The following is a 22,910-nucleotide window of genomic DNA, read 5'->3' on the forward strand; positions in this document are numbered from 1 at the left end:
TCCTTTCTATTACTAAAGAAGGGTCAATCGTCCGTTTTTGATCGTATATACATAGTCTGAGATTTCTTTAAAAGTTAAGTCATGGCTGACGATGATGATACACTTGCCTGCATCCCGCAAGTCTTTAAAGATCGTCATGACATTTTCACTGTTTGCCAGATCCAAGCTGCCAGTCGGCTCATCGACGATGATCAGATCAGAATCTAAGGCGAGAGCTCGGGCGATTGCCACCCGCTGCTGTTGTCCCCCAGACAACTGGTGACATTTTTTGTGCTGTATATCGCCACAAATCCCTACTTTGTTTAAATAGCTGCTGGGAGACTGAGGGTTTTTAACTTTGTGGATATTTGTGGCGATCGTGATGTTTTCCAACGGTGACAAATAAGGGATCAAGTTGAGGGACTGGAAAATGTAACTGATTTGCCGGCGATAGGAGACTAAATTCGTCATTGACTGGCCTTTGAACTCGATTGAACCGCTTTGCAAAAATTCAAGACCGGAAATCAAAGACAAAAAAGTGCTTTTTCCGACACCAGATTGACCAATAATCGTGTGGATCTTGCCAGCGTCAAACACTTGACTGACATTTTGCAAAATAGTCTCATCTTTGTATGAGTAACTGATATCTGTAATTTTGAGCATTTGATCTTCTCCTTTAGTATTCATCAAATCTGTGAAGGTTTCTTTAAAAAAATAGGTATTTTTAACTTTTTTTAACATTTTTCTTATTCGTTATTGGACAAGATCTCTTTGGGACTTCTCTTAATGATCTTCATAGTTGGCAGGATCGTTGTGACACAAGTGATGACTGCCAATAATGAAAAGATGACTGAAGAAAAAATGAGCGACTCTTTGAAATCGGTTTGCTGGATAGAGACCTCGGTGTTGAGTTTGGTGCTTTCATCTTCCACATAATTGTCTCCTCGCGGCATGCTCAAGCTGCTATTGTCACTAAGTTCCCCCATAGAAGCTTGCATTTGTTCATTGACGACTGCACTTGCTTGAGGTGCGATCACTGTGGTGGATAAGGCGAAACTGATACCGAAGCTGACGACCAAAACGATTGCGACTTCTAATAACATCTGCAAAAGGATGTTGATTTTTGTTTCTCCCAATGACAGTAACAAGCCGACTTCGTATTTACGCTCTCGTAACGAGAGCATCATAATCAACCCGATGACGATCAAGGCAAAAAGGATCAAGAAAAGCTGAATGAAGTTCAAGATCGAAGAAAAATCTGTAATCATTGATTGGATCGTTTTGTATTGCTCGTAGGAGCTTTTGAATGCGACCTGCTGGTATTTGCTGTTTTCAGCATCTAATTCATTCAAGAACTTTTGAGTATCCATCGGATCTTTCAAGCTGACTTTGATTTTGTCATAACCCGCCATCAAAGGAGTGTTTTCACCAAATTGCAGTTCTTTGACTTCTTTGAGAACCCTTCGTGTCGAAAAAAATAACCGCTCTTCATTATCTTTGTGGGGGCGAGGACTATTGGCAGCTAACTCATAAATACCAGTGATAACTCCGCTTTTTTTCAAAGCTTCTTGTTCTTCATCGAAACCCGAATTGAAATCCAACGTTAAAGGGTCACCAATGCTTAGTTTGTGTTTTTCCGCATACTTTTTCGAGACCATGATTGGATAAGTCTCTTTGTTATTGGTAGTAAGATCGCCCTCAATGATCTGCAGATTGTATTTTGCTAATTCAGGATCGTTGCTGTCATAAATTTCGATTTCATTGGAAGGTTCGATTATACCTCCCGGCACCTTGTCTTCATGTTTTGGTGTCCGGTCAGCATACTGGGTGAATAGCTGGGTCGCAGCGCTGACGGAAAAATCTTCGACATAACTGGATTTTTCAATTTTCTCCAGCAATTCTTCATTCAACACATCGGTACCAGATTGCAGATCGCCGGAATACATGGACTGAAGGATTTTCTCATAATCCAGCTCGATGGTTACTATTGAATTCAAGTCTTTTTGGACATTTTCCAATACTTTTTGCAGTTCGTATTGGGTCAGCCTCGCCGTGATCAAAAACGTTGAGACGACCAGAAACAACCCGCCAATGATTGCGGTCCGTTTTTTGAGACTGGTGATACTTTTGATGATACGAGTAAAAAAGTTCATAAAATTCCTCCTTTGATATGCGAAAGTATACAGGAAGAAGGTTAGCCGAATATGTGGTCAATATGTGTTTCGTGTGAAGTTGGCGAACGCTTGAAGGCTTTCCTGTCATCCCATGGGCGCTAGGCTCATCTCCGTCATTTTTTCAAAGGTGTGATACTATAGAATTATCTAGAAAAACGATCCTTTGATTTAAGTCGTCAATACCAAAACAGTGTCAAGACACGCAGTTGCAGTGAGACACAACCGTCTGTTTTGACGAGAAGGTTTGGCTAAATAGGGACGTTCATTAAAGCAAACGAGGAGCAATTCAATGAAAGAGAAAAAAACAGTTGTAGTGATCGGCGGCGGACTTGGTGGTCTATCAGCGGCGGTCTCATTAGCCCAAAATGGCTTTGATGTATCATTATATGAAAAAAATCACCATTTAGGCGGCAAGTTGAACCGACTGGAAACAAACGGCTTCGGCTTTGACTTAGGTCCTTCGATTTTGACGATGCCGCAGATTTTCGAAAAATTATTTACTGGCAGCAATCGCGATATGGCGGATTATGTTGCGATTCGCCGATTGCCATTGGAATGGCGCTCCTTTTTCCCCGACGGCACCAAGATCGATCTCTATGGCGATCTTGCCCGCATGGCAAAGGAAAACCCGCACTTGTCGGAAAAAGACATGGCAGAGTACCAAGACTTTTTGGACTATGCGCAAAAGATTTATGCAATCACGGAAAAAGGCTATTTCGAGAAAGGCTTAGATACCACGAAAGAAATCTTGAAGTATCATGGCGTAATCAAAGCGTTGAAAGGTTTTGATTATTTCTCTTCGATGCATGATGCTATTCAAAAACGTGTCAGCAATCCGCAGCTGCAAGACATGCTGAGCTATTTTATCAAGTATGTCGGCTCGTCTCCTTATGACGCCCCAGCTGTCTTGAACATGATGATCTATATGCAGCATGCCCAAGGTGTCTGGTACGTGCCAGGTGGGATGCATCGTTTAGCCGAAGGCATCGTTCGCTTAGCAAAAGAGATTGGGGTCAATTTCCACACGGGACACAAAGTGGAAAAATTGATCGTTGAACAGGAACAAATCCGTGCCGCTCGTTTGGATGATGGTACGTTGATCGAAGCCGACTATTTTGTTTCCAACATGGAAGTGATCCCGGCTTATGAAGAGCTGTTAGAAGAAGCGCCGACCTTTACTCAAAAACTGGAAGAAAAATTTGAACCAGCAAGTTCTGGTTTCGTCTTGCACTTAGGGGTCAAAACCTCCTATCCGCAACTGGCGCACCACAACTTTTTCTTTTCCAATGCCTCAAAAGAAAACTTTGATCAAAATTTCCATCAGCATCAGCTGCCGGAAGACCCAACGATCTACTTGGTCAATGCCAACAAAACCGATCCTTCGCAAACAGTGGCAGGGCATGAAAACATCAAAATCTTGCCTCATATCCCTTATTTGCAGGATAAACCCTTTACGGAAGCGGAATACGATGCCTTTCGTGAACGGATTTTGATCAAGCTGGAAAACATGGGCTTGACGGATCTACGCAAGCACATCGTGTATGAAGACCGCTGGACACCTGAAGACATCCAAAAGAATTATTTGTCACATCGCGGCGCCATCTACGGCACGGTCTCTAATCGCAAGAAAAATCATGGCTTTAAACACCCGAAACACAGCGAACGCTACGACAATCTTTACTTCGTTGGCGGTACGGTCAATCCCGGTGCCGGCATGCCGATGGTGACCCTCAGTGGCCAGCAAGTCAGTGAGATGATCACCAAAAGAGAACACTAAGACAAGAAAGGATGATGACTGTGTATCTACTGCTCGCTGGTATCTGCGCTGCTTGGCTGGCAGGCTGGCTGATTTTTTTCCGCCTGCCGACGATACCCACCCGCAAGGAGACAGCCACATCCAAAGACTTTACGGTGAGGGGAGAACTGTCGATCATCATCCCCGCCCGCAATGAAGCAGAAAATTTGTCGCAATTGTTGGCATCCTTGCAGCAGCAAACCCTCCATCCTGTGGAGATTTTGGTGGTTGATGACGGATCGGAAGATGAGACGATCGCCTGTGCCAAGGGCTTCGGTGTGACGGTCTTGCAAACCGCTGCTGATTCTGCTGGAAAAGCGGCGGCTTGCTGGTTAGGCGCCTCACAAGCGGTGGGTAAGTATCTATTATTTTTGGATGCTGATACCTTCTTTCTAGCAGAAGATGGCTTAGAGCGTCTTTTCGTTGCGTTTGAGGAGCGATTGGGACAAGGACTGCTCTCGGTGCAGCCCTATCATCAAACGAAGCGCTTGTATGAACAACTATCTGCCGTCTTTAATGTCGTCTTACCTGTCGGGTTGAACCGTTTTTCTATCGTAGGCGAAAAACTCTCAGCTGGCGGCGCCTTTGGTCCGTGTATTTTGTGCAGCAAAACAGCGTACCTTCAAGCCAATGGGCATCAGGACATGCCCCAAGGAATCTTAGATGATCTAGCATTAGCGAGACGCTTTAAGAAAAAACGCTTGCCGATCGCCTTGTATGGTGGAAAAGACCTGTTGGCCTTTCGGATGTATCCAGCTGGTGTTCGTCCACTTGTTCAAGGCTGGACGAAGGACTTTGCCACTGCTTCGCAATCCACTCACCCTTTGATTATGGCGGGGGTCATCTTGTGGATCAGCGGCGGCATTGGGGTACTGGCGGCACCGTTTCTGATGGAACCGCTTTGGTTAGGCCTGCTTTTTTATGCTGCTTATTTTGGACAAACTCTGTGCTTTGCTCGCCGTGTCGGCAACTTCAACCGAGTCTTGCTGCTTTTTTTTCCATGTTACTTTCTTTTTTTCCTAGGCTTATTTGGTTGGTCATGGATCCAAACCCATTTGTTGAAATCCGTGACCTGGAAAGGACGCAAAATCAATTTATAGGAGGCGATGTACATGCCGTTGATCACCTTATCCCCACTGCTCTTGCTCATTACAGACAGCTTGGCTTGGCTGCTGTTTCATCTAGGCATCTCCTTTGGCTTGCGCAAAGTCAGTGATGCTTTTTTTGAACGTCATGCCAACTGGTTCCGTTCTTTTGCCTTTGAAAAAGGCGGTAGGATCTGGGCGGAGGTATTTCGTATTCGTCAGTGGAAAGACAAATTGCCCGACGGCACTGTGATTGCCAAAAAAGGCTTTGACAAATCCCGCTTGGCTCAACAGCAAAAGGACTATCTGGAAAAATTCGTCATCGAGACACGCCGAGCAGAGCTGACCCATTGGCTGCTGATGGTTCCAGCACCGTTCTTCTTCCTCTGGAATCCTGCGTGGGCGGGCTGGGTGATGATCGTCTATGCGTTATTGGCTAACTGCCCATTCATCATGATCCAACGCTACAATCGCCCCCGTTTAGAGCGAGTATTGCGGAAAAAAAGTGCCCTGCAAGTCAAGCGAAAGGCGACGGTCTAGGTTCCTGTAGGTGTCGCTTTAAGATTCGCTGAAAAATAGGTCAACGGGAAATCAAAAGGATCGGAGGATAACTACCTTCGATCCTTTTTAAAAAATTGGTGTTAATTTTTATGGGATGTGCCAAGACCATTCTTTGTACACTAAGGTCATTCAGAGGAAAGGGTGATCGTATGTCATCAGAAGGATGTGGGCAAATTTTCGAACTGCCAATGCAGGCTGTTGCATTGGTTGATCGTGTGTTTGGACAGGCACGAAGTATTTTTGTAAGTGTAGAAAGGAAGGAGGGTGCGCAAGATGATTGAAGATAGCCGACAACGGGACCACTATTACGACATGCTGATTGAAAAAAATTCCCAATATGAAGGGATCTTTTACGTTGGGGTAAAAACCACCGGCGTCTTTTGCCGTCCCACCTGCTCAGCGAAAAAACCGCTCAAAAAAAATTGCGAGTTTTTTCAGACGGCACAAGAAGCGTTGCTGGCGGCGTATCGTCCCTGTAAACGATGTCGCCCGCTCAGCTCACCTAGCCACTTATCCCCTGACGTGAAAAGCCTTGTGGAAGCGGTGGAGAGCAACCCGGAGAAAAAGTGGACCGACAAAGATTTTGAAGCGCTAGCGATCCATCCCAATACCGCGCGTCGACAATTTAAAAAATATTTTGGCATGACCTTTATCGAATATTCCCGTGCACGCCGTTTAGGGTTAGCGTTTAAGCAGATTCGTGAAGGAGAACCGCTGATCCAAGCACAATTAGAAGCCGGCTTCGATTCTGGCAACGGCTTTCGAGATGCGTTTTCCCGGATTATGGGGGAATTGCCTTCCAACAGCCGCGAAAAAACGATTCTTTCTTCTGCTTGGCTTGAGACTAAGCTGGGATCGATGCTGGCAATCAGCGACCAGCAGCAGCTTTACTTGTTAGAATTCGTGGATCGCAGAGGGCTAGAAACGGAGATTGCTGTTTTGAGAAGCCGCTTGAATGCAGTGATTATTCCCCAGCAAACAGCAATCATTCAGCAACTCAAGCAAGAATTGACGGAATATTTTGCAGGGAATCGAACTGCCTTCACGGTACCCATCGCATTGATCGGCTCTGATTTTCAGAAAGCCGTCTGGCAGCAGCTGTTGACAATGAAGATTGGAGAAACATACTCTTACAAACAATTGGCACAGCGAATCGGCAATGAAAAAGCCACCCGAGCTGTTGCTAATGCCAACGGAAAAAATCAATTGGCGTTGATTGTTCCATGCCACCGTGTCATCAATAGTGATGGCAGCATCGGCGGCTATGGCGGCGGTGTCGAACGCAAAAAGTGGTTACTGGCTTTGGAAAAGCAGGTGCAGCCGACCACAATGATCTAAAAAGAGATAACTATGCGTAGGAATCAGCGCTTCATCGATCAGTACATGGAATGGATCGAATCCTCTTCAGTAAAATATATATTTAGCGGAACTTATGGAATCTTTCATGAGTTCTGCTTTTTTATTAGATTTGAAGGGGACATAGAGAAAAGGTGGGACCTTCGTTAGTGTCTAACCGTTCTTAACCTCTATAAAAATAAGCATTGAATGATTTTCTTAAACAACCAAAGCATATCTTTTTACAACTTACAAAAAGTAAGTTATGATTATCTCGAATTCGAAATAAAGAGGTGAGGAAAATGGCGCATCAAGAAGAAGCGCTCAAAGCGTACATCGGTTTGCTGCGCACGGCGAGTCGTTTGGAACAAGTGGCAAAAAAAGATGTCCGTTGTTATGGCTTAAACATCACGGAGTTTTCCGTACTGGAATTGCTTTACCATAAAGGCACCCATACGACGCAAGCCATCAAGGAAAAAATCTTGATCGCCAGCAGCTCGACAACCTATGTAGTCGATCAATTAGTCAAAAAAGGCTGCGTGCAACGGGAACCTAGCCAAGAAGATCAACGAGTAACTTACGTCAGTATTACGGAAGCAGGCAGGGCATTGATGGAGAAAATTTTTCCCAGTCATGCACAAAAGATTGCGGCGAGTTTTTCCGAACTCAGCAGTGAAGAATTGCAACAATTAAAAACAATTTTACGAAAAATAACTTACGATCAGAAATGAGGAAAAGAAAATGAGAAAACAAGATCAATTATTAGGGGTACACCATGTGACGGCCATGACAAGTGATGTGGAACGGAATTACCATTTTTTTACGGATGTGTTAGGGATGCGTTTAGTGAAAAAAACCGTCAATCAAGATGACATTTATACGTACCATACCTACTTTGCGGATGATTTAGGGACACCGGGAACGACCATGACGTTCTTTGATTTTCCCAATACCGCTCGCGGTAGCAAAGGAACCAACTCGATCACCCGCACCAGTTTCCGAGTACCCAGTGATGCTGCCCTTGATTATTATGCCGCACGCTTTGATGAATTTGAGGTAAAACACGAAGCAATCACCACCGAATTTGGGAAAAAAGTGTTGCGCTTTTGGGATTTTGATACGCAAGCCTATCAATTGATCTCTGATGAACACAATACTGGCGTGAAAGCTGGTACCCCTTGGAAAAAAGGACCGGTTCCTACTGAATTTGCGATTTATGGCTTAGGTCCTGTCGAAATGTCTGTTTCTTACTTGGCAGATTTCAAAGGGCTGCTGGAATCCGTTTTTGATTTCAAAACCATTGATCAAGTAGACAATCGCTATTTGCTAGAAGTCGGTGAAGGCGGCAATGGCGCTCAAGTCGTTTTAGTGGAAGATACCACGAGCCCGCAAGCACAACAAGGCGATGGCGAAGTGCATCATGTCGCTTTTCGTTTAGCTCACCACGACTCATTAGCAGTTTGGCAAGAAATCTTTGATAACTTGGGATTGGCCAACTCCGGCTATGTGGATCGCTACTATTTTGAATCCTTGTATGTGCGCATCGGCCATATTCTTTTTGAACTAGCAACAGATGAACCAGGGTTCATGGGGGATGAGCCATACGAAACATTGGGTGAGTCCTTATCATTGGCACCATTTTTAGAAAATCGCCGTGAATACATCGAAGGAGTCATCAAACCCTTCAATACAAAACGCGCCTAAGGAGGCACACAGTATGCAACCCATTCAACAGATCCACCATATTTCAGCCATCGTAGGCGATCCGCAAACGAACGTTGCCTTTTACCGCGACGTGTTGGGGTTGCGCCTCGTCAAACAAACCGTCAATTTTGATGATCCCTACACGTATCATCTTTATTACAGCAATCAAGCGTTAGAAAATGGGACCATCATCACCTTCTTCCCTTGGGCAAAGGCCCATCCTGGGCGAGTAGGAAGCGGACAAGTCGGCACGATCGCGTTTCGCATTCCAAAAGACAGCAGTGCCTATTGGCAAGAACATCTGGCGAAACATCAAGTAACTGTCCAAGAAAGTACATTGTTTGATCGGCCAACGTTAGAACTTCATGATCAGCATGACCTGTCTTTGGCGTTAGTCGAAGCCGAAGAATCGGCAGAAACACCAGCAATTTTAGGCTTTCATGGGGCCGTCTTGCTTTCGGCACAACCAGAAGCGACCATTCAAACGTTGGCAGATGATCTAGGACTGAACATTTTTAACAAAACAGAGAAAAGCACCCATCTTCATACCGCAGGTACCCTCGCTCATGAGATCGTCGTGCCCCATGAAGCAATGCCAGCAGGGCGCTGGGGTGTCGGCACCGTCCATCACATCGCGTGGTCCGTGCCAACGGAAGCAGTGCAAAAAGAGTGGCAAGAATACTTGTACGATCAAAGATACGGCGTCACTGAAATCAAGGACCGTAACTATTTCAAAGCCGTCTATTTCCAAGAGCGGGGCAACATCGTCTTTGAGATCGCAACAGAAACCCCAGGTTTTTTAGTTGATGAACCATTAGAAACGCTGGGAGAGCAGTTGATGCTGCCAGCCCAATTTGAAAGCCGCCGTGCAGAGATCGAGGATCGCTTGCCAGATTTATCGGTTTAGAAAAGGAGACGCTGTATGCACTATTTAGATCCCAAGGATTTGACCCAACGAGAAAATTATAAACTACTGATTGGCTCCATCATTCCACGGCCAGTGGCAGTGGTCAGTACGCAATCAGCCGATGGTATCGTCAACATCGCCCCATTCAGTTTTTTTAACATCGTCAGCTCAGAACCCCTGATCCTCTCGTTGGCTATCCAGCGCAAAGAAGGGGAACTGAAAGACACCGCCCGCAATCTGTTGGCGACGAAAGAAGCCGTCGTGCATATTTTGGATCAAACAAATGTCCAAGAGGCCCATAAAACTGCGGCATTATTGCCCGCAGACCAAAGCGAGTTGACGGTTTCTGGATTTACGACAACGACATCGAAAACAATTGCCGTTCCTGGCTTGAACGAAGCCAGTGTACGCCTAGAAACGATTCTGCATCAGCACGTACCCATCAAAAAAGACCAGCAGACCACTGCCGATCTCTTATTATTGGAAGTCGTCGGCTACCAGATTGCAGAGGATGTCTATCAAGATGGCAAGATCGATCCCCGTGTCTTACAAGCAGTCAGCCGGCTAGCGGGAAATTCTTACGCAACGATTGGGGAGATTTTCGATATCAAACGACCAAGTTAAAGGAGGAACTTCGATGAAAGCAATCTACCAACAAGGAGCAGCTGACGCACCAGTTTTGGTACTGCTCCACGGCACCGGTGGCGACGAACAGTCGCTGCTAGAAGTAGGCAAAGCCCTTGATCCCCAAGCGTCACTATTAGGTATTCGCGGCAATGTCTTAGAAAACGGCATGCCCCGTTACTTCAAACGCCTAGCTGAAGGGGTGTATGATGAAGCCGACTTAGCACTTCGCGGCGACGAATTAGCCGAGTTCATTCGGCAAGCCGCCAAAGAATACAACTTTTCGTTAGCGCAAGTGGTACTGGTGGGTTATTCCAATGGCGCCAACATTGCCATTCGCTTATTACTAAATGATAGTGACCACTTCAAAAAAGCGATCCTCTACCACGCCATGTATCCAGTCGAGAATGTACCGACGAATTCCTTGTCTGACACTCATGTGTTTCTGAGTTTTGGCAGAAACGACCCGATTGTTTCCCTAGCTGACAGTGCTTACGTCCAAGAGATCTTTACCTCGCGGGGCGCAGTCCTTTCAACCGTTTGGACCCCGAGTCATCAGTTAACGTATGAAGAAGTTGAACACTCGCGCACGTGGTTGACCGAACAATAAAGAAGTCTATTTCCTAATCAATCAGTGATCCTGCTGGTTGGTTAGGTTTTTTTTGTTTCACGTGAAAACATTGAACAGAGAGTACATCAGCTCCACCAAGATATGCTTTACATTAGTTCTGTTAGTATGGGTGGTTTTTATATTCTTAAAGCTTCTGGATTATACGGTAGCTTGTTATCTCTAACCTGTTTAAGTTAATAACATGAATTTTTCTTAAAAAAATGGCAATAAAATTCAATAAAACGCATAATGGAAAATGAGTTTGGTGATGATCAAAACCAGTTAGGGATTATATCTAGCTGGTTTTTTTAGTAAGGAAGCAAATTTGTTGATAGTTCCTTTATTTAACAACGTTGCTTGTTGTATCGGTGAATAGTGAGTGACTTGTGGTTCTTTAGATACCAGAAATCGAAAACGAATGTGTTTATTTGTTTAAAATAACGTTGTACACATTCTGTTGATGGATTTCAATACTTTTTTCAGTTAGTTTTTTGTTTGATAATCATTGTTTTGGCGCTTTTTTGCGTATTTAAAGATAACAAAGATATTATTATATAAAAACAAAAATTTTATTGACAGACAAAATGAAAGCGTTTATATTGGATATGTGGTTACTACCAGTTGAGAATAAGGGGAGGACATAAGATGCTTGGTTTGGTTTTAACAGGTCATGGGGGATTTGCGCAAGGGATGGAAAATGCGCTTGCGATGATTGCAGGACCCCAAGAACAATTTCTAGCAGTGTCATTTTTAGAGGAAAATCCGTTAGCTGACTTTGAAAAAGAGTTGCAAGGAGCAATCGATCAATTAAAGGAAACCTGTGATGGGGTCGTGATTTGTGCAGACCTTGTGGGCGGGACTCCTTTTAATGTTGCGATGACCGCTGCCAATGAGGACCCGCAAGTCGAGGTCATCGGCGGCAGCAATCTACTGATGCTAGTAGAAGGTTCATTGACTAGATGTACGGCAACTGATCCAGAGCGTTTTTGTCAAGAACTGGCAGAGATTGGCAAGAGCGGTATTTTTCACGGAAAGATCAAAGGCCATGAGGAAATCAATGAGGAAGAAGGAATTTAAACATGTGGGAAATGATCTTAGCAGCCTCAATCGTGGTGCTTGTTTTTCTCTTTCTCTTTTTGGCGGTCTCTTCTTTCTTGAATGGGAAACATCTGAAAAAGCAAAAAGGCTATTTCGCTGAATTGCAGCAGTCCTTGAAAAAGGGACAGAAAATCAAATTGTACGGCGGCATTATTGGGGAGATTCAAGCACTTGGGAAAGAGACAGTGGATCTAAGGGTGAAATCGGGAACGGTGATCGAAGTAGAACGTAGTGCGGTTGCAGAAATCATGCAGTAGATAGAAGGAGGATATATTTATGGGAGAACCAAATATTTTGTTGACGCGAATCGACAATCGGTTGATTCATGGGCAAGTTGCCACCCAATGGAACGGTACGTTGGGGGCAAATCTAATTTTAGTGGCAAACGATAAGGTCGCCAAAGACAAAGTCAGACAAGGGTTGATGGATATGGCGGCGCCAGCTGGCGTCCAAACGAGGTATTTCTCGATTCAAAAAACCATCGAGATCATTCATAAAGCATCGCCAAAACAAAAGATTTTCATGGTGGTTGAAAGTCCTCAAGATGCGTTGAAATTGGCGGAAGGTGGAGTACCAATCAAGAAATTGAACATTGGGAATATGCATATGTCAGAAGGGAAAAGACAGGTTGCTACAACAGTTGCCGTCGATGAAGCAGATGTCGATGCCTTTAAAAAACTGAAGGAAATGGGGGTGCAATTAGTGATTCAGCGGGTTCCAACGACACCTGTTGAAGATGAAAAGAAATTGTTTCAGTAATGCAGAGGTAAGGAAGGAGAAAGAAAATGGATTACACGATTTTTCAAATCATTTTAGTCTTCATAGTTACATTCATTGCCGCAATCGATCAATTTAGTTTTTTAGAATCATTGTACCAACCCATTGTTACCGGGATGGTTATCGGACTTATTCTTGGAGATCTTCAAACCGGCTTGATCGTTGGCGGAACGTATCAGTTAATGACGATCGGCAATATGCCGGTGGGCGGCGCGCAACCGCCAAATGCGGTGATTGGCGGAATTATGGCAGCAATCTTAGCGATCACGCTGCAGCTAGAACCGACAGTAGCGGTTGCTACGGCGATTCCGTTTTCTTTGCTGGGGCAATATGGGGTGACGATTATCTTCTCACTAATGTCGCCAGTGATGTCAAAAGCTGACAGCTACGCCCATGATGCCAATACGAAGGGGATTGATCGAATCAATTATTTAGCGATGGCGGGTCTTGGAACGATCTTCGGCTTGATCGTGGTCTTATTCTTTATCGGCGGTGCTGCCTTCGGGAATCAGGCGGTCGCAGCGATCCCTCAATGGTTGATGGGTGGGCTCGGCGCAGCTGGGGGCATGATGCGGTATGTCGGTTTTGCGATTTTACTAAAAGTGATGGTTTCCAAAGAAATGTGGGGCTTCTTCTTTATGGGGTTTGGTTTAGCCACGATCGTAATGGCGGCACCTTCTTTGCAAGGACCAGCCTTGATCATTCTAGCCTTTATCGGTTTTGCATTAGCCTTTTGGGATTATCAAATCCAGTCCAAATTTAAAGTAGCAGCAGCCAATACCTATGATTTCGGAGGCGACGAAGATGGCATATAATATTCCCGATTCTTATAGCGAACAAGCGCCCGCAGAACAACTGGATAAAAAGACCTTGAACAATATGGTTTGGCGTTCCTTATTTCTACAAGCCTCTTTCAACTATGAGCGAATGCAAGCAGGAGGCTGGTTATTCAGTATTTTACCGGGATTGAAAAAAATCCACAAAAATGAAAAGGACTTGGCTGCTTCAATGAGCCATAACTTAGAGTTTTTCAATACTCATCCATTTTTGGTGAACTTTGTGATGGGGATCATTTTATCGATGGAACAAAACAAAGCCGATATTCCCATGATTCGGGCAGTGCGAGTCGCCGCGATGGGACCGTTAGGCGGGATCGGTGATGCGTTGTTCTGGTTTACCTTAGTACCAATCACGGCGGGTATCACAGCCAATATGGCGATCAGCGGCAATATCGCTGCACCGTTTATATTCTTACTGGTATTCAATGCGGCCCAATTTGGTTTGCGGTACTTCTTGATGCACTGGTCCTATCGTTTAGGGACAGATGCAATTGGCATCTTAACGGAAAATGCCAAAGAGTTTACCCGAGCAGCGAGTATTTTAGGGATTTTTGTTGTCGGTTCCTTGACCTGCGTGTATGGAGCGACGTCTTTGGATATTCAGATCCCTAACGGAACTACCAATGAAGTGACGCAAGCGACGACGATCGTGGATGATCAAGCAGCCATTGCCGCTTACGAAGACATGCTGTATACCACGGATGAGAATGGTCAATTGACCGACACATTGCAAGAAAATGCTGCGGTCAATGAACTGGCTAACGGCAAATATGAATTGACGTTTAACAAAGTCAACGAAGTGCCCGTGACGATCGATATTCAAAAAATCCTCGATGGGATTTTGCCGCAAGTGATTCCATTGACCATTACATTGATGCTGTATTTCTTCTTATCAAAACGCAGCTGGACGCCGTTGAAATGTATCGCTTTGCTGCTAGTGATCGGCTTGATCGGTTCTGGCTTTGGCCTGTATCCATCCATTTGGCCGCAATAAGCAAGCTAGCAGAAGAAACGACGCAACACGTAGGAGGAGTTTTGCTAAGCAAGCAACAGCTGACTTTTCAGCTTAGCTCGTGCTGGCAATTGGTTCATTTTCCTCCGTGAAAAGACGCAAATTCAGGAAACAGAGCCCCTGTAGACGATTGTTTGACACGCCTATCGGGAAATAGTACACTCGTTATGTGGTAGTAACCAGTTTGGAGGGGCTTATGAATATCAATAAAAATCGACAACCATTATACGATCAATTGTTAAATTTACTGATTGAAAAAATCGAAAATGAAATGGAAGCAGACACAATGCTTCCCTCAGAAAGAGAGCTGTCAAAGCGCTACGGATTAAGTCGGACCACCGTTCGCTTGGCTCTACAGGAGTTAGAAAAATTAGGCTATATTTATCGCCAACATGGCAAAGGCACCTTTGTCTCGGATATCCGCAAGCAGGCAACCAATTTATCAGGTTCGTATAGTTTTACCGAACAGATGAAAGCACTAGGGAAACAACCAGAAACTAGAGTATTGGCATTCAAAAAAATGGAAGCGACAAAATATTTTGCCACTCAGTTGCAAGTTTCCATCGGCGAGCCGATCTACAAGTTAAAACGATTGCGTCTTGCTGATGGGCAACCGATGATGATCGAGCGTTCTTATCTGCCCGTCAAACGCTTCATGCATTTAACGAGTGAGATGATCGAGCAAAAACCATTGTACGATATATTCCATGAAGACTTTCATCAAGTGATCCGCCTCGCGGACGAAGAATTTTTTGCCAGCATTGCCAGTGCGAAAGATGCGGCATTGCTGAAAATCCACGAAGGTGCGCCAGTGTTGAACCTGGTACGCAGCACGTTCAATATTGAAAATGAAGTGATCGAATACACCTTGAGTGTTGCCCGAGCAGACCAATTTAGATACAAAGTCCGCCACTTGCGTAACGACGAGTAGCGCATTTCCTAGACAGTCTGAAATGATCCACTCGAGCAAAGAAAAGGCGTGTATTCAAAACCAGTGAGGTCGGGGAAGTTTGCCCTTTGGGTGATCGCTAAGCATTCATCCAAGACAAGCGCTCCTCGCACCGTCACTGGGAATACATACTGGAAAAACAGTAGCTAGGAGGAAGAAAGATGTTTCAACTGTCAACAAAGGAATTAGCAGAATTAGGTGCGGAGATTACAACAAGAGAAATCAAACAACAGCCAGAACTTTGGCACGAAACCTTGACGATCTATCAAGAAAAGCAAGAGGCGATCGCGACTTTCTTACGTACCATCAAGCAAAAGACGGATAAACGCATTCGGGTGGTCTTCACGGGAGCGGGGACGTCGCAATATGTTGGAGATACGATCGTTCCTTACTTGAATAAGACGGGCGCAACTGCGGATTATCTTTTTGAAAGTATTGCTACGACGGATATTGTCGCAGCTCCAGAACAAGTTTTATTTGCGGATGAACCAACACTGCTCGTTTCTTTTGCTAGAAGCGGCAATTCACCAGAAAGTTTAGCAGCGGTCAAAATCGTCGATCAATTCGTTGCCGACAGTTATCATTTGACGATCACTTGTGCAGCCGACGGATCTTTGGCACAACAAGCTGTCGCTGATGAAACGAGCTATCTGTTATTGATGCCTGAGAGGTCAAATGATGCTGGCTTTGCAATGACGGGAAGTTTTTCTTGCATGGCTCTTTCCGCACTGCTGATTTTTGACCAGACGCCTCTGACAGAAAAGAGGCATTATGTTGAAACCCTTAGCCGATTGGGGCAAGAAGTGATCGACAGAGAAACAGAACTCCAAGTACTGACGGACCGTTCCTTTAAGCGGATCGTTTACCTTGGGTCAGGCACGTTGTCGGGGTTGACCAGGGAAGCACAGCTAAAAGTATTGGAACTGACTGCGGGAAAAATCGCCACCGTGTTCGATTCTTCGATGGGCTTCCGTCATGGACCGAAATCATTCGTAGATGATCAAACCCTCGTCTTTGTCTTTGTCAGCAATACGCCCTACACGCGGCAGTATGATCTTGATATGTTGGAAGAATTAAAGAGTGATGGCATCGCCGCCGCAGTGACTGCCATCGGACAGCCGGCAGCCGTGAATTTTTCAGGAACAAACTTTTTCTTTCCAGCTGATACATCATTGCCAGACGGTTATCTAGCCTTAGCAGACATTGTCTTTGCACAAACGATCGCACTGCTGGCATCGATCAAAGTCGGGAATACACCCGACACCCCTTCGCCAACGCGTACCGTCAATCGGGTGGTCAAAGGCGTGACGATTCATCCATATAACAACTAACGATGACTGAGAAAGCCCACCACGAGCACGTATCTTTTCGTGTACGAAGTCGATACGTGCGGTGGTCAATCAGTCGAACGGCTTCATCAATAGACATTTTTATACGTGCTGACAACCGTTTCGTCAACGCTGAAAAAAGTGAAAGCGGTTGATTCTTTGGCATGGACAAAAAAGGAGGAATTTTAATGAAAGCAACCGTAACGAAAGCCAAAAAAGCAGCGATGGATCGCCTGTCAACGAAAGAAGGAGTGATCGCAGCTTTAGCGATCGACCAACGAGGTGCCTTGAAAAAAATGATGGCAGCACTTGGCGTGGAGGCTGATGCAGAAAAAATCAGCCAGTTTAAAACGCTAGTCTCACAAGAATTGACCCCTTACGCGTCTTCTATTTTATTAGATCCAGAATATGGGTTGGGAGCTGCGCAAAGCCGTGATCCAGAGGCGGGGCTTTTGCTGGCGTATGAAAAAACCGGCTATGATGCGACTACGCCGGGACGTTTGCCTGATTTATTAGGGGAATGGTCGGTTGAGCGATTAAAAGCAGCTGGCGCAGATGCTATCAAATTTTTGCTTTACTATGATGTAGATGAAGATGCCCAGATCAATCAGTTGAAACACGTCTTTGTGGAACGACTCGGCAGCGAATGCCATGCGTCTGATCTGCCCTTCTTTTTAGAAGTCCTTTCCTATGATGCTAAGCTGCCTGAAGTCGACTCAAAAGCATATGCGCAACGCAAACCAGAAAAAGTCATCGGATTGATGAAGGAATTTTCAAAACCGCAGTACAAAGTCGATGTGTTAAAAGTGGAAGTACCAGTCAACATGAATTATGTGGCAGGTTTTGCCAAGGGAGAAGCCGTGTATACCAAGGAAGAAGCTGACGAGTATTTCAAAGCGCAAAGCGACGCGACGCATCTGCCGTTTATTTTTCTCAGTGCAGGGGTATCGGCCAGCTTATTCCAAGAAACGCTGGTTTTTGCCAAAGAAGCCGGTTCGACCTTCAATGGCGTCTTGTGCGGCCGGGCAACGTGGAAAGATGGTGTTGAACCTTTTGTAAAACAAGGAACAGAAGCAGCCAAAGAATGGCTAGCAAGTACTGGAAAACAGCACATCGAAGACTTGAATGAAGTGATCCAAAAGACCGCCACTTCTTGGTGGGACAAAGTCGCGGTCGAAGAATAGTTTTTTCGCTGTTTGACAAGAGAAATGGCCAGTAATCAGACATCTTAAGGGCTTTTGAGAAGAAGTGGTAGGCTTCTGACTTAAGGCTCTAGGGTGTCTTTTTATGCCTTGACAAGTTCCGTTATCATCGTAGGAATGCAACGTAAATAGGAAGAGGTTGCGAGAGTAATTTACGAGGGGACTTGAATAGGATAAACTAGCAGTAAGAGCCATCAAATCCACCTGCTTCACTTTTGGTCGAAATAAAGTTCAATAAACCTACAATAAAGGAGCATTCATGAACGAGTATACGTTTCATTCCGTCACGTCAGAAAACCAACAAGCTGCCTATAGTATTTATCAGAAAAACCAGGCCTATTTTGCTTTAACGAAAGAGACACCTTCCATCGAACAACTCATGCGAGACATGACTGTTCTTCCGCCAGCCGTGGCTCAAGAGCAAAAGGTATTTTCTATCATTTATTCTGATCAAAAAGCTATTGCTATCATGGATTATCTTGTTGATTATCCGCAAGAGGGCACTGTGTATATTGGCTTGCTACTGGTTGGCGAAAGACGTCAGGGGCACGGACAAGCTATTTATCAGCAAGTAGAACAAGACTGGCACTTAAAGGGACTTTCCTTCGTTTCTCTCGCTGTTATTGAAGAAAATACAGCAGGTAGATCTTTCTGGAAGAGTCAAGGATTTAAAGAGACACGAAAAGCCGTGACAACAGTCAGTGATCAGGAGGTAAGTGTGGTCTGCTTTGAGAAAAAGATGAAATAGGTACTTAAAATAGAAGCAGCTAGAATAAAAGTAAATAACATCCAATAGTTACTCTAAAGAGAATTATTGAACGTTATATCAAAGATAATTAACTAAATTGAATTATAAAAAAGAATTTAGATTTTCAGTAAAGGAATAAAATCCTACTCTAAACACTCCATTTAGGGGGCTTATCCTATAAATATATTTTTTAAATGGTATGTTAAAAATTCTTTATTTAAATCTTCTCTTTTATATGCTAATTCCTTATTATGAAAAGGATTGTGCGGGTCTGTATGAATAATTTTTTGTGAGTGAACGTCTATTGCAATTGCCCCATAATCAAATTCAACATGGTGGTTGGGACAAAGTATAATAATGTTACTCTCTATATCTGGCCCTTGATGAATACCCCCAAGTTTTTTTAAATGATGTCCTTCGGAGTAATATTTTTCTTTGGACAATGAAATAGATTTACCGCAAATTTGGCATTGATTATTGTATTTTTGCTTCATTTTTTTAACAAGAGACGTGTCCCTAACAATCCTATCGATAGTTGTTTGAATCCGGGCAACCTTCCCACCACTTCCCACACTAAGAAGTTCTTCTGAATCACCTTCACGTACAATATTTTCTGATCTCTGCTTGTTTTTTTCGTTATAGTAGATAGGTTTTTTTATATAAGGAGTTAAGATTTCTAATAGCTCATTGCTAACAGGCGCCAAGTATTTCTGAGCGGGTTGCATTCGCACACCTGTTTCCGTATAAAAAGATTTTTGAGGCGCTATCGCTTTTAATGCGTCTTTGTTCTGATCGATAACTTCCTGTAAAAAAACTTTGTCTTGAAATTCTGTGTAGTGCTTTAAGGGGATCTGATAGTATTCGTCATATCCATCCCAATTAGCTGGGATCGGTGGCGGGCTTGATAAGATTTTATAGGAACCAGCAACTTGAGAACATCCCCATAATCTATGATTGATATTTCTTTTTTTGTCTTTGATAGAATGTAGAATCATATCCCCCTCTTTGGGTTTCCTCATAATCGTGTTCCATGATGAAGCTACAGGACTCCATAAAACCTCTCCTAGCTCCCAACCTTCTCCTCCATGGATGGGATTAGACAATTCAATATATACGGCCATCTGCGCACTCCTTTCTGATATTATGGATATTTATTCAAATAACGGATTCTATTTTATTATAGACAATCATTCTTCTTTCGTCATGTCTATTTGAATAACAGTTTTATTTTGTCTTTAGGGTATTGTTAATCCTTAGAAATATTCGAATTAAAAAAATGTGAGAAATATTTATTAATCGATAGATATTTATAATATAATTTCTAGGAAATTTTTATGAAAAAAATCGTGGGATTACTGATGAATTATCATATATTCCTCATTTTATCTAAGTTAACTTTCACCATTTCTCCAATCACTTTCCCATAGCTTCAATTCCTCTTTTTTTGTTAACAGGTTAAGTCAAAAATCCCTCGAAATCTTTTCTCATTTTTCAGCAGTATTGCCAGTAGAAGATCGCTTGATAAAAAAGCCGTGGCTTGCTATTCTGTTCTGTAAATTGACAGAAGGAGGTGGCGTATGAAGCAAATGGCAATCAAAGAGAATCCGTTTTTGACGCGTCTGGATTATCAGCGGGCATTGGAAGACATGATCGCTCCTTTGCAAGCAGCGATCTTGGCAGATGACTATCCAGGATTGAATCTAGGTAGCAGTGGGGCCGTGTATGACCGAACACGGGCTGAGATGGAAGCGCTTGTGCGTCCTTTGTGGGGGCTGGCGCCTTATTGGGGGGGTTGCCCAGATGATCCATTACGAGCAGCTTATGTGGAAAAAGTGATAGCGGGGACAGATCCTGAACACGCATTTTACTGGGGAAGGATCACGGATTATGATCAATACATCGTGGAAACAGCCGCATTGTCATTGACCCTATTGTTGCAAAAGGACGCTTTTTGGACAGCGTTGCCGCAGAAGAACCAGCGAAAGCTAGTGGCTTGGCTTTCCCAAGCACTTGAGTGCAAGATTCCTAAGAACAACTGGACATTCTTCAAAGTGTTGATACGCGTTGCCTTGTTTCACTGTGGGGAACCGTTGGCAAAAGAAGAATTGTCCCAAGAGTTGGCATTGATCGATTCCATGTACGTTGGCGATGGTTGGTATGTAGATGGGAAAACCACGCAACGAGATTACTACATTCCTTTTGCATTTCATTATTACGGCTTGATTTACGCTACATTTATGCAAGACGAAGATCCAGAATGGGCGCAGCGTTTTAAAGAGCGAGCCACGCTATTTGCGCAAGACTTCGTCTATTATTTTGATGAAGACGGCGAAGCCTTGCCCTATGGCCGCAGCCTGACTTATCGGTTTGCGCAAGGGACGTTTTTCTCGGCACTGGTTTTCGCAGACGTCGAAGCGATCCCATGGGGACAGGTGCGAGGACTACTGGCGAAGCACTTGCGCAATTGGATGGCACAGGAGATTTTCACTTTCGATGGTCGCTTGTCCATCGGGTACCACTATGAAAATCATGTGATGGCAGAAGGGTATAATGCACCAGGCTCGCCTTATTGGGGGCTGAAAACCTTTTTGATTTTAGCGGTCGCAGAAACGCATCCTTTTTGGCGGGCTGAACCTGAGCCAATCAAAAGAGTGCCGCAAAAACGGATTGAAAAAGGCAATATGTTGCTGGTGCACAATGAAAAAAGCCATCATCTGCTGGGGTATCCTGCAGGCTTGATGCTTGAACAGCAAGCCCATGCTCAAGCAAAATACAGCAAATTCGTCTATTCGAGCAAACTTGGTTTCAGTGTGCCGAAAGCTGGCGTCACGTATGCCGAAGGCGCCTTCGATAGCACATTAGCTATTGCTCGAGATGGCAGCTATTTTCGCACGAAGGGCGCAGTCAGGGATTATCGAGTGACGGAAAAAGGGGTCTTTTACCAATGGGCGCCCTTTGAGGAGGTAGTGATTGAAACTGAGATTTATCCCTTTGGTCAGTGGCATGTGCGCGTGCACGAGTTGACGACGACGATTTCGTTGGACCTTCGTGAGGGCGGATTTAGTGTACCGCTGACAGGACGGTTGCCTCAGGCCCAAACAGGACCGACCTGGAGTCGAGTCAGTGAAGAAGGCTTTTGTTCTCAAATCATCAACATCAAAGGCTATCAACAAGCCAGTATTGTTCAGCCAGAAGCCAATACCTCCGTCTTTTTTCCAAGAACCAGTTTTCCATACTTAGCACAACATATCCTGCCAGGGAAGCACCGTTTGATTTGTTTAGTCGGTGGTATCGTAGAAAAAGAAAGGAGCGATCCAAATGATTACGCTAGCAATAAAAAATAAGCAGGACCAGGTGATCGTCGGTCGCATCGACCATGAAAAAGAACCCGCGCCATTTCAAGTTTCTGATGATGATTTGGCCGTATTAGCCATTAAAAACTATCTCTATGAGGAAGGAGATAAGATCGTCGTTGAGGTGACAGGGGAAAATCCGTATTATGTCCTTCAGCTTGATGAAACCTTAGCACCATCACTGATCTATCTTTCCCAATCCACTTGGGAGTATCAGATTCCTTGGACGGAATCTCATCGAAAGTCCTCGGTGGAAACGGCCTTTGCCTCGCAGCGCCATCACCTGATGGTGCGTAAAGCCCATGAATTTGAGATCACGAATTATCAAAATTTATCCTTCAATGCCCATGATCAAAAGTCAGCGACAGGGGCGTATCCTCATGCTTCAGCGAATGTGGAGACGCGAGATGATTCCGTCTTTTTTGCCAAGAATGCGATCGATGGAAAATATGGCAACCGATCCCACGGTTCGTATCCGTTTGCTTCTTGGGGCATCAATCAGCAAGCCGATGCTGCATTGACCATTGAGTTTGGTCGTCCCGTCTTGATTGATCGGGTTCGCTTCCTATTGCGGGCAGATTATCCCCATGATAGCTATTGGACCAAAGGGACCTTGGTCTTTGCTGATGGAGAAGAGCTGGTGGTGGAAACGACAAATACGGCGTCTTTTCAAGAAGTTCGTTTTCCGAAAAAAGAAACGACTAAGCTGACCTATAAAGAGCTGCAAAAAGCAGAGGATGATTCCCCGTTTCCAGCTCTTACACAAATCGAAGTATTTGGTTGGAACTGTTAAAAAAAGAGGACAAGAGCATGAAAGGTCTGCATTTGTG

23 protein-coding genes are annotated in these 22,910 nt (G+C 44.4%); 20 read left to right on the plus strand and 3 right to left on the minus strand.

Features of this window, described 5'->3' with window-relative positions:
- Window positions 1–12: 12 nt before the first annotated feature.
- Together CO692_RS08955 and CO692_RS08960 are read right to left on the minus strand one after the other, a co-directional pair.
- Window positions 13–642: an ATP-binding cassette domain-containing protein gene (locus CO692_RS08955; protein ID WP_192940733.1), complete on the minus strand. Its 630-nt coding sequence runs from the start codon at window positions 640–642 to the stop codon at window positions 13–15.
- Window positions 643–725: 83 nt separating this feature from the next.
- Complete coding sequence (locus CO692_RS08960) at window positions 726–2,132, minus strand: ABC transporter permease (protein ID WP_096742074.1); 1,407 nt, start codon at window positions 2,130–2,132, stop codon at window positions 726–728.
- A 310-nt stretch (window positions 2,133–2,442) separates the two neighbouring features.
- On the opposite strand from CO692_RS08960, the gene CO692_RS08965 reads away from it, so the two are divergent.
- The 18 genes from CO692_RS08965 (at window position 2,443) to CO692_RS09060 (ending at window position 18,727) form a co-directional block, all read left to right on the plus strand.
- The gene (locus CO692_RS08965; RefSeq protein WP_096742075.1) at window positions 2,443–3,930 is read left to right on the plus strand and encodes a phytoene desaturase family protein; all 1,488 of its coding nucleotides are present in this window, start codon (window positions 2,443–2,445) and stop codon (window positions 3,928–3,930) included.
- Window positions 3,931–3,941: 11 nt separating this feature from the next.
- On the plus strand, window positions 3,942–5,048 hold the full coding sequence (locus tag CO692_RS08970; protein ID WP_096742076.1) for a glycosyltransferase: 1,107 nt from the start codon (window positions 3,942–3,944) through the stop codon (window positions 5,046–5,048).
- A 12-nt stretch (window positions 5,049–5,060) separates the two neighbouring features.
- Window positions 5,061–5,573 carry a glycosyl-4,4'-diaponeurosporenoate acyltransferase gene (locus CO692_RS08975; RefSeq protein WP_226818293.1) on the plus strand — a complete coding sequence of 171 codons (513 nt, stop codon included), beginning with the start codon at window positions 5,061–5,063 and terminating at the stop codon, window positions 5,571–5,573.
- Between the two features lie 294 nt (window positions 5,574–5,867).
- Window positions 5,868–6,932 (plus strand): bifunctional transcriptional activator/DNA repair enzyme AdaA, encoded by a 1,065-nt coding sequence (locus CO692_RS08985; RefSeq protein WP_096742079.1) that lies wholly within the window; start codon window positions 5,868–5,870, stop codon window positions 6,930–6,932.
- Between the two features lie 299 nt (window positions 6,933–7,231).
- Entirely contained in the window at window positions 7,232–7,660 is a 429-nt protein-coding gene (locus tag CO692_RS08990; RefSeq protein WP_010748593.1) for a MarR family winged helix-turn-helix transcriptional regulator, read from the plus strand.
- Between the two features lie 10 nt (window positions 7,661–7,670).
- Window positions 7,671–8,633, plus strand: a complete 963-nt coding sequence (locus tag CO692_RS08995) for a ring-cleaving dioxygenase (RefSeq protein ID WP_016611543.1) — start codon at window positions 7,671–7,673, stop codon at window positions 8,631–8,633.
- Window positions 8,634–8,646: 13 nt separating this feature from the next.
- Entirely contained in the window at window positions 8,647–9,540 is an 894-nt protein-coding gene (locus CO692_RS09000) for a VOC family protein (protein ID WP_096742080.1), read from the plus strand.
- 15 nt (window positions 9,541–9,555) lie between these two features.
- Window positions 9,556–10,164, plus strand: a complete 609-nt coding sequence (locus CO692_RS09005) for a flavin reductase family protein (RefSeq protein WP_096742081.1) — start codon at window positions 9,556–9,558, stop codon at window positions 10,162–10,164.
- 13 nt (window positions 10,165–10,177) lie between these two features.
- Window positions 10,178–10,774, plus strand: a complete 597-nt coding sequence (locus CO692_RS09010) for an alpha/beta hydrolase (RefSeq protein WP_096742082.1) — start codon at window positions 10,178–10,180, stop codon at window positions 10,772–10,774.
- Between the two features lie 645 nt (window positions 10,775–11,419).
- A complete protein-coding gene (locus CO692_RS09020) occupies window positions 11,420–11,851 on the plus strand; it encodes a PTS sugar transporter subunit IIA (protein ID WP_096742083.1) in 432 nt (143 codons plus the stop codon).
- A 2-nt stretch (window positions 11,852–11,853) separates the two neighbouring features.
- Complete coding sequence (yajC, locus tag CO692_RS09025; RefSeq protein WP_008376459.1) at window positions 11,854–12,129, plus strand: preprotein translocase subunit YajC; 276 nt, start codon at window positions 11,854–11,856, stop codon at window positions 12,127–12,129.
- Window positions 12,130–12,148: 19 nt separating this feature from the next.
- A complete protein-coding gene (gene agaV, locus CO692_RS09030) occupies window positions 12,149–12,631 on the plus strand; it encodes a PTS N-acetylgalactosamine transporter subunit IIB (RefSeq protein WP_096742084.1) in 483 nt (160 codons plus the stop codon).
- Window positions 12,632–12,657: 26 nt separating this feature from the next.
- A complete protein-coding gene (locus CO692_RS09035) occupies window positions 12,658–13,464 on the plus strand; it encodes a PTS mannose/fructose/sorbose/N-acetylgalactosamine transporter subunit IIC (RefSeq protein ID WP_005226770.1) in 807 nt (268 codons plus the stop codon).
- Window positions 13,454–14,482 carry a PTS system mannose/fructose/sorbose family transporter subunit IID gene (locus CO692_RS09040; RefSeq protein ID WP_096742085.1) on the plus strand — a complete coding sequence of 343 codons (1,029 nt, stop codon included), beginning with the start codon at window positions 13,454–13,456 and terminating at the stop codon, window positions 14,480–14,482. The genes CO692_RS09035 and CO692_RS09040 overlap by 11 nt, the downstream gene beginning before the upstream one ends.
- 214 nt (window positions 14,483–14,696) lie before the next feature.
- Window positions 14,697–15,431 carry a GntR family transcriptional regulator gene (locus CO692_RS09045; RefSeq protein WP_005226773.1) on the plus strand — a complete coding sequence of 245 codons (735 nt, stop codon included), beginning with the start codon at window positions 14,697–14,699 and terminating at the stop codon, window positions 15,429–15,431.
- A 179-nt stretch (window positions 15,432–15,610) separates the two neighbouring features.
- A complete protein-coding gene (locus CO692_RS09050; protein WP_096742086.1) occupies window positions 15,611–16,780 on the plus strand; it encodes an SIS domain-containing protein in 1,170 nt (389 codons plus the stop codon).
- 185 nt (window positions 16,781–16,965) lie between these two features.
- The gene (gene lacD, locus CO692_RS09055; RefSeq protein WP_226818295.1) at window positions 16,966–17,961 is read left to right on the plus strand and encodes a tagatose-bisphosphate aldolase; all 996 of its coding nucleotides are present in this window, start codon (window positions 16,966–16,968) and stop codon (window positions 17,959–17,961) included.
- A 277-nt stretch (window positions 17,962–18,238) separates the two neighbouring features.
- Window positions 18,239–18,727: a GNAT family N-acetyltransferase gene (locus CO692_RS09060; protein ID WP_096742088.1), complete on the plus strand. Its 489-nt coding sequence runs from the start codon at window positions 18,239–18,241 to the stop codon at window positions 18,725–18,727.
- A 170-nt stretch (window positions 18,728–18,897) separates the two neighbouring features.
- Here CO692_RS09060 and CO692_RS09065 read toward each other — a convergent pair whose 3' ends face one another.
- The gene (locus CO692_RS09065; RefSeq protein WP_096742089.1) at window positions 18,898–19,848 is read right to left on the minus strand and encodes an HNH endonuclease; all 951 of its coding nucleotides are present in this window, start codon (window positions 19,846–19,848) and stop codon (window positions 18,898–18,900) included.
- 456 nt (window positions 19,849–20,304) lie between these two features.
- On the opposite strand from CO692_RS09065, the gene CO692_RS09070 reads away from it, so the two are divergent.
- Together CO692_RS09070 and CO692_RS09075 are read left to right on the plus strand one after the other, a co-directional pair.
- Window positions 20,305–22,071: a DUF2264 domain-containing protein gene (locus tag CO692_RS09070; protein WP_096742090.1), complete on the plus strand. Its 1,767-nt coding sequence runs from the start codon at window positions 20,305–20,307 to the stop codon at window positions 22,069–22,071.
- Entirely contained in the window at window positions 22,046–22,873 is an 828-nt protein-coding gene (locus CO692_RS09075; protein ID WP_096742091.1) for a hypothetical protein, read from the plus strand. Before CO692_RS09070 ends, CO692_RS09075 begins: the two co-directional genes overlap by 26 nt.
- The last annotated feature ends 37 nt before the right edge of the window (window positions 22,874–22,910 follow it).

The organism is Enterococcus sp. FDAARGOS_375, from assembly GCF_002393265.1.
Classification (GTDB): domain Bacteria; phylum Bacillota; class Bacilli; order Lactobacillales; family Enterococcaceae; genus Enterococcus_D; species Enterococcus_D innesii.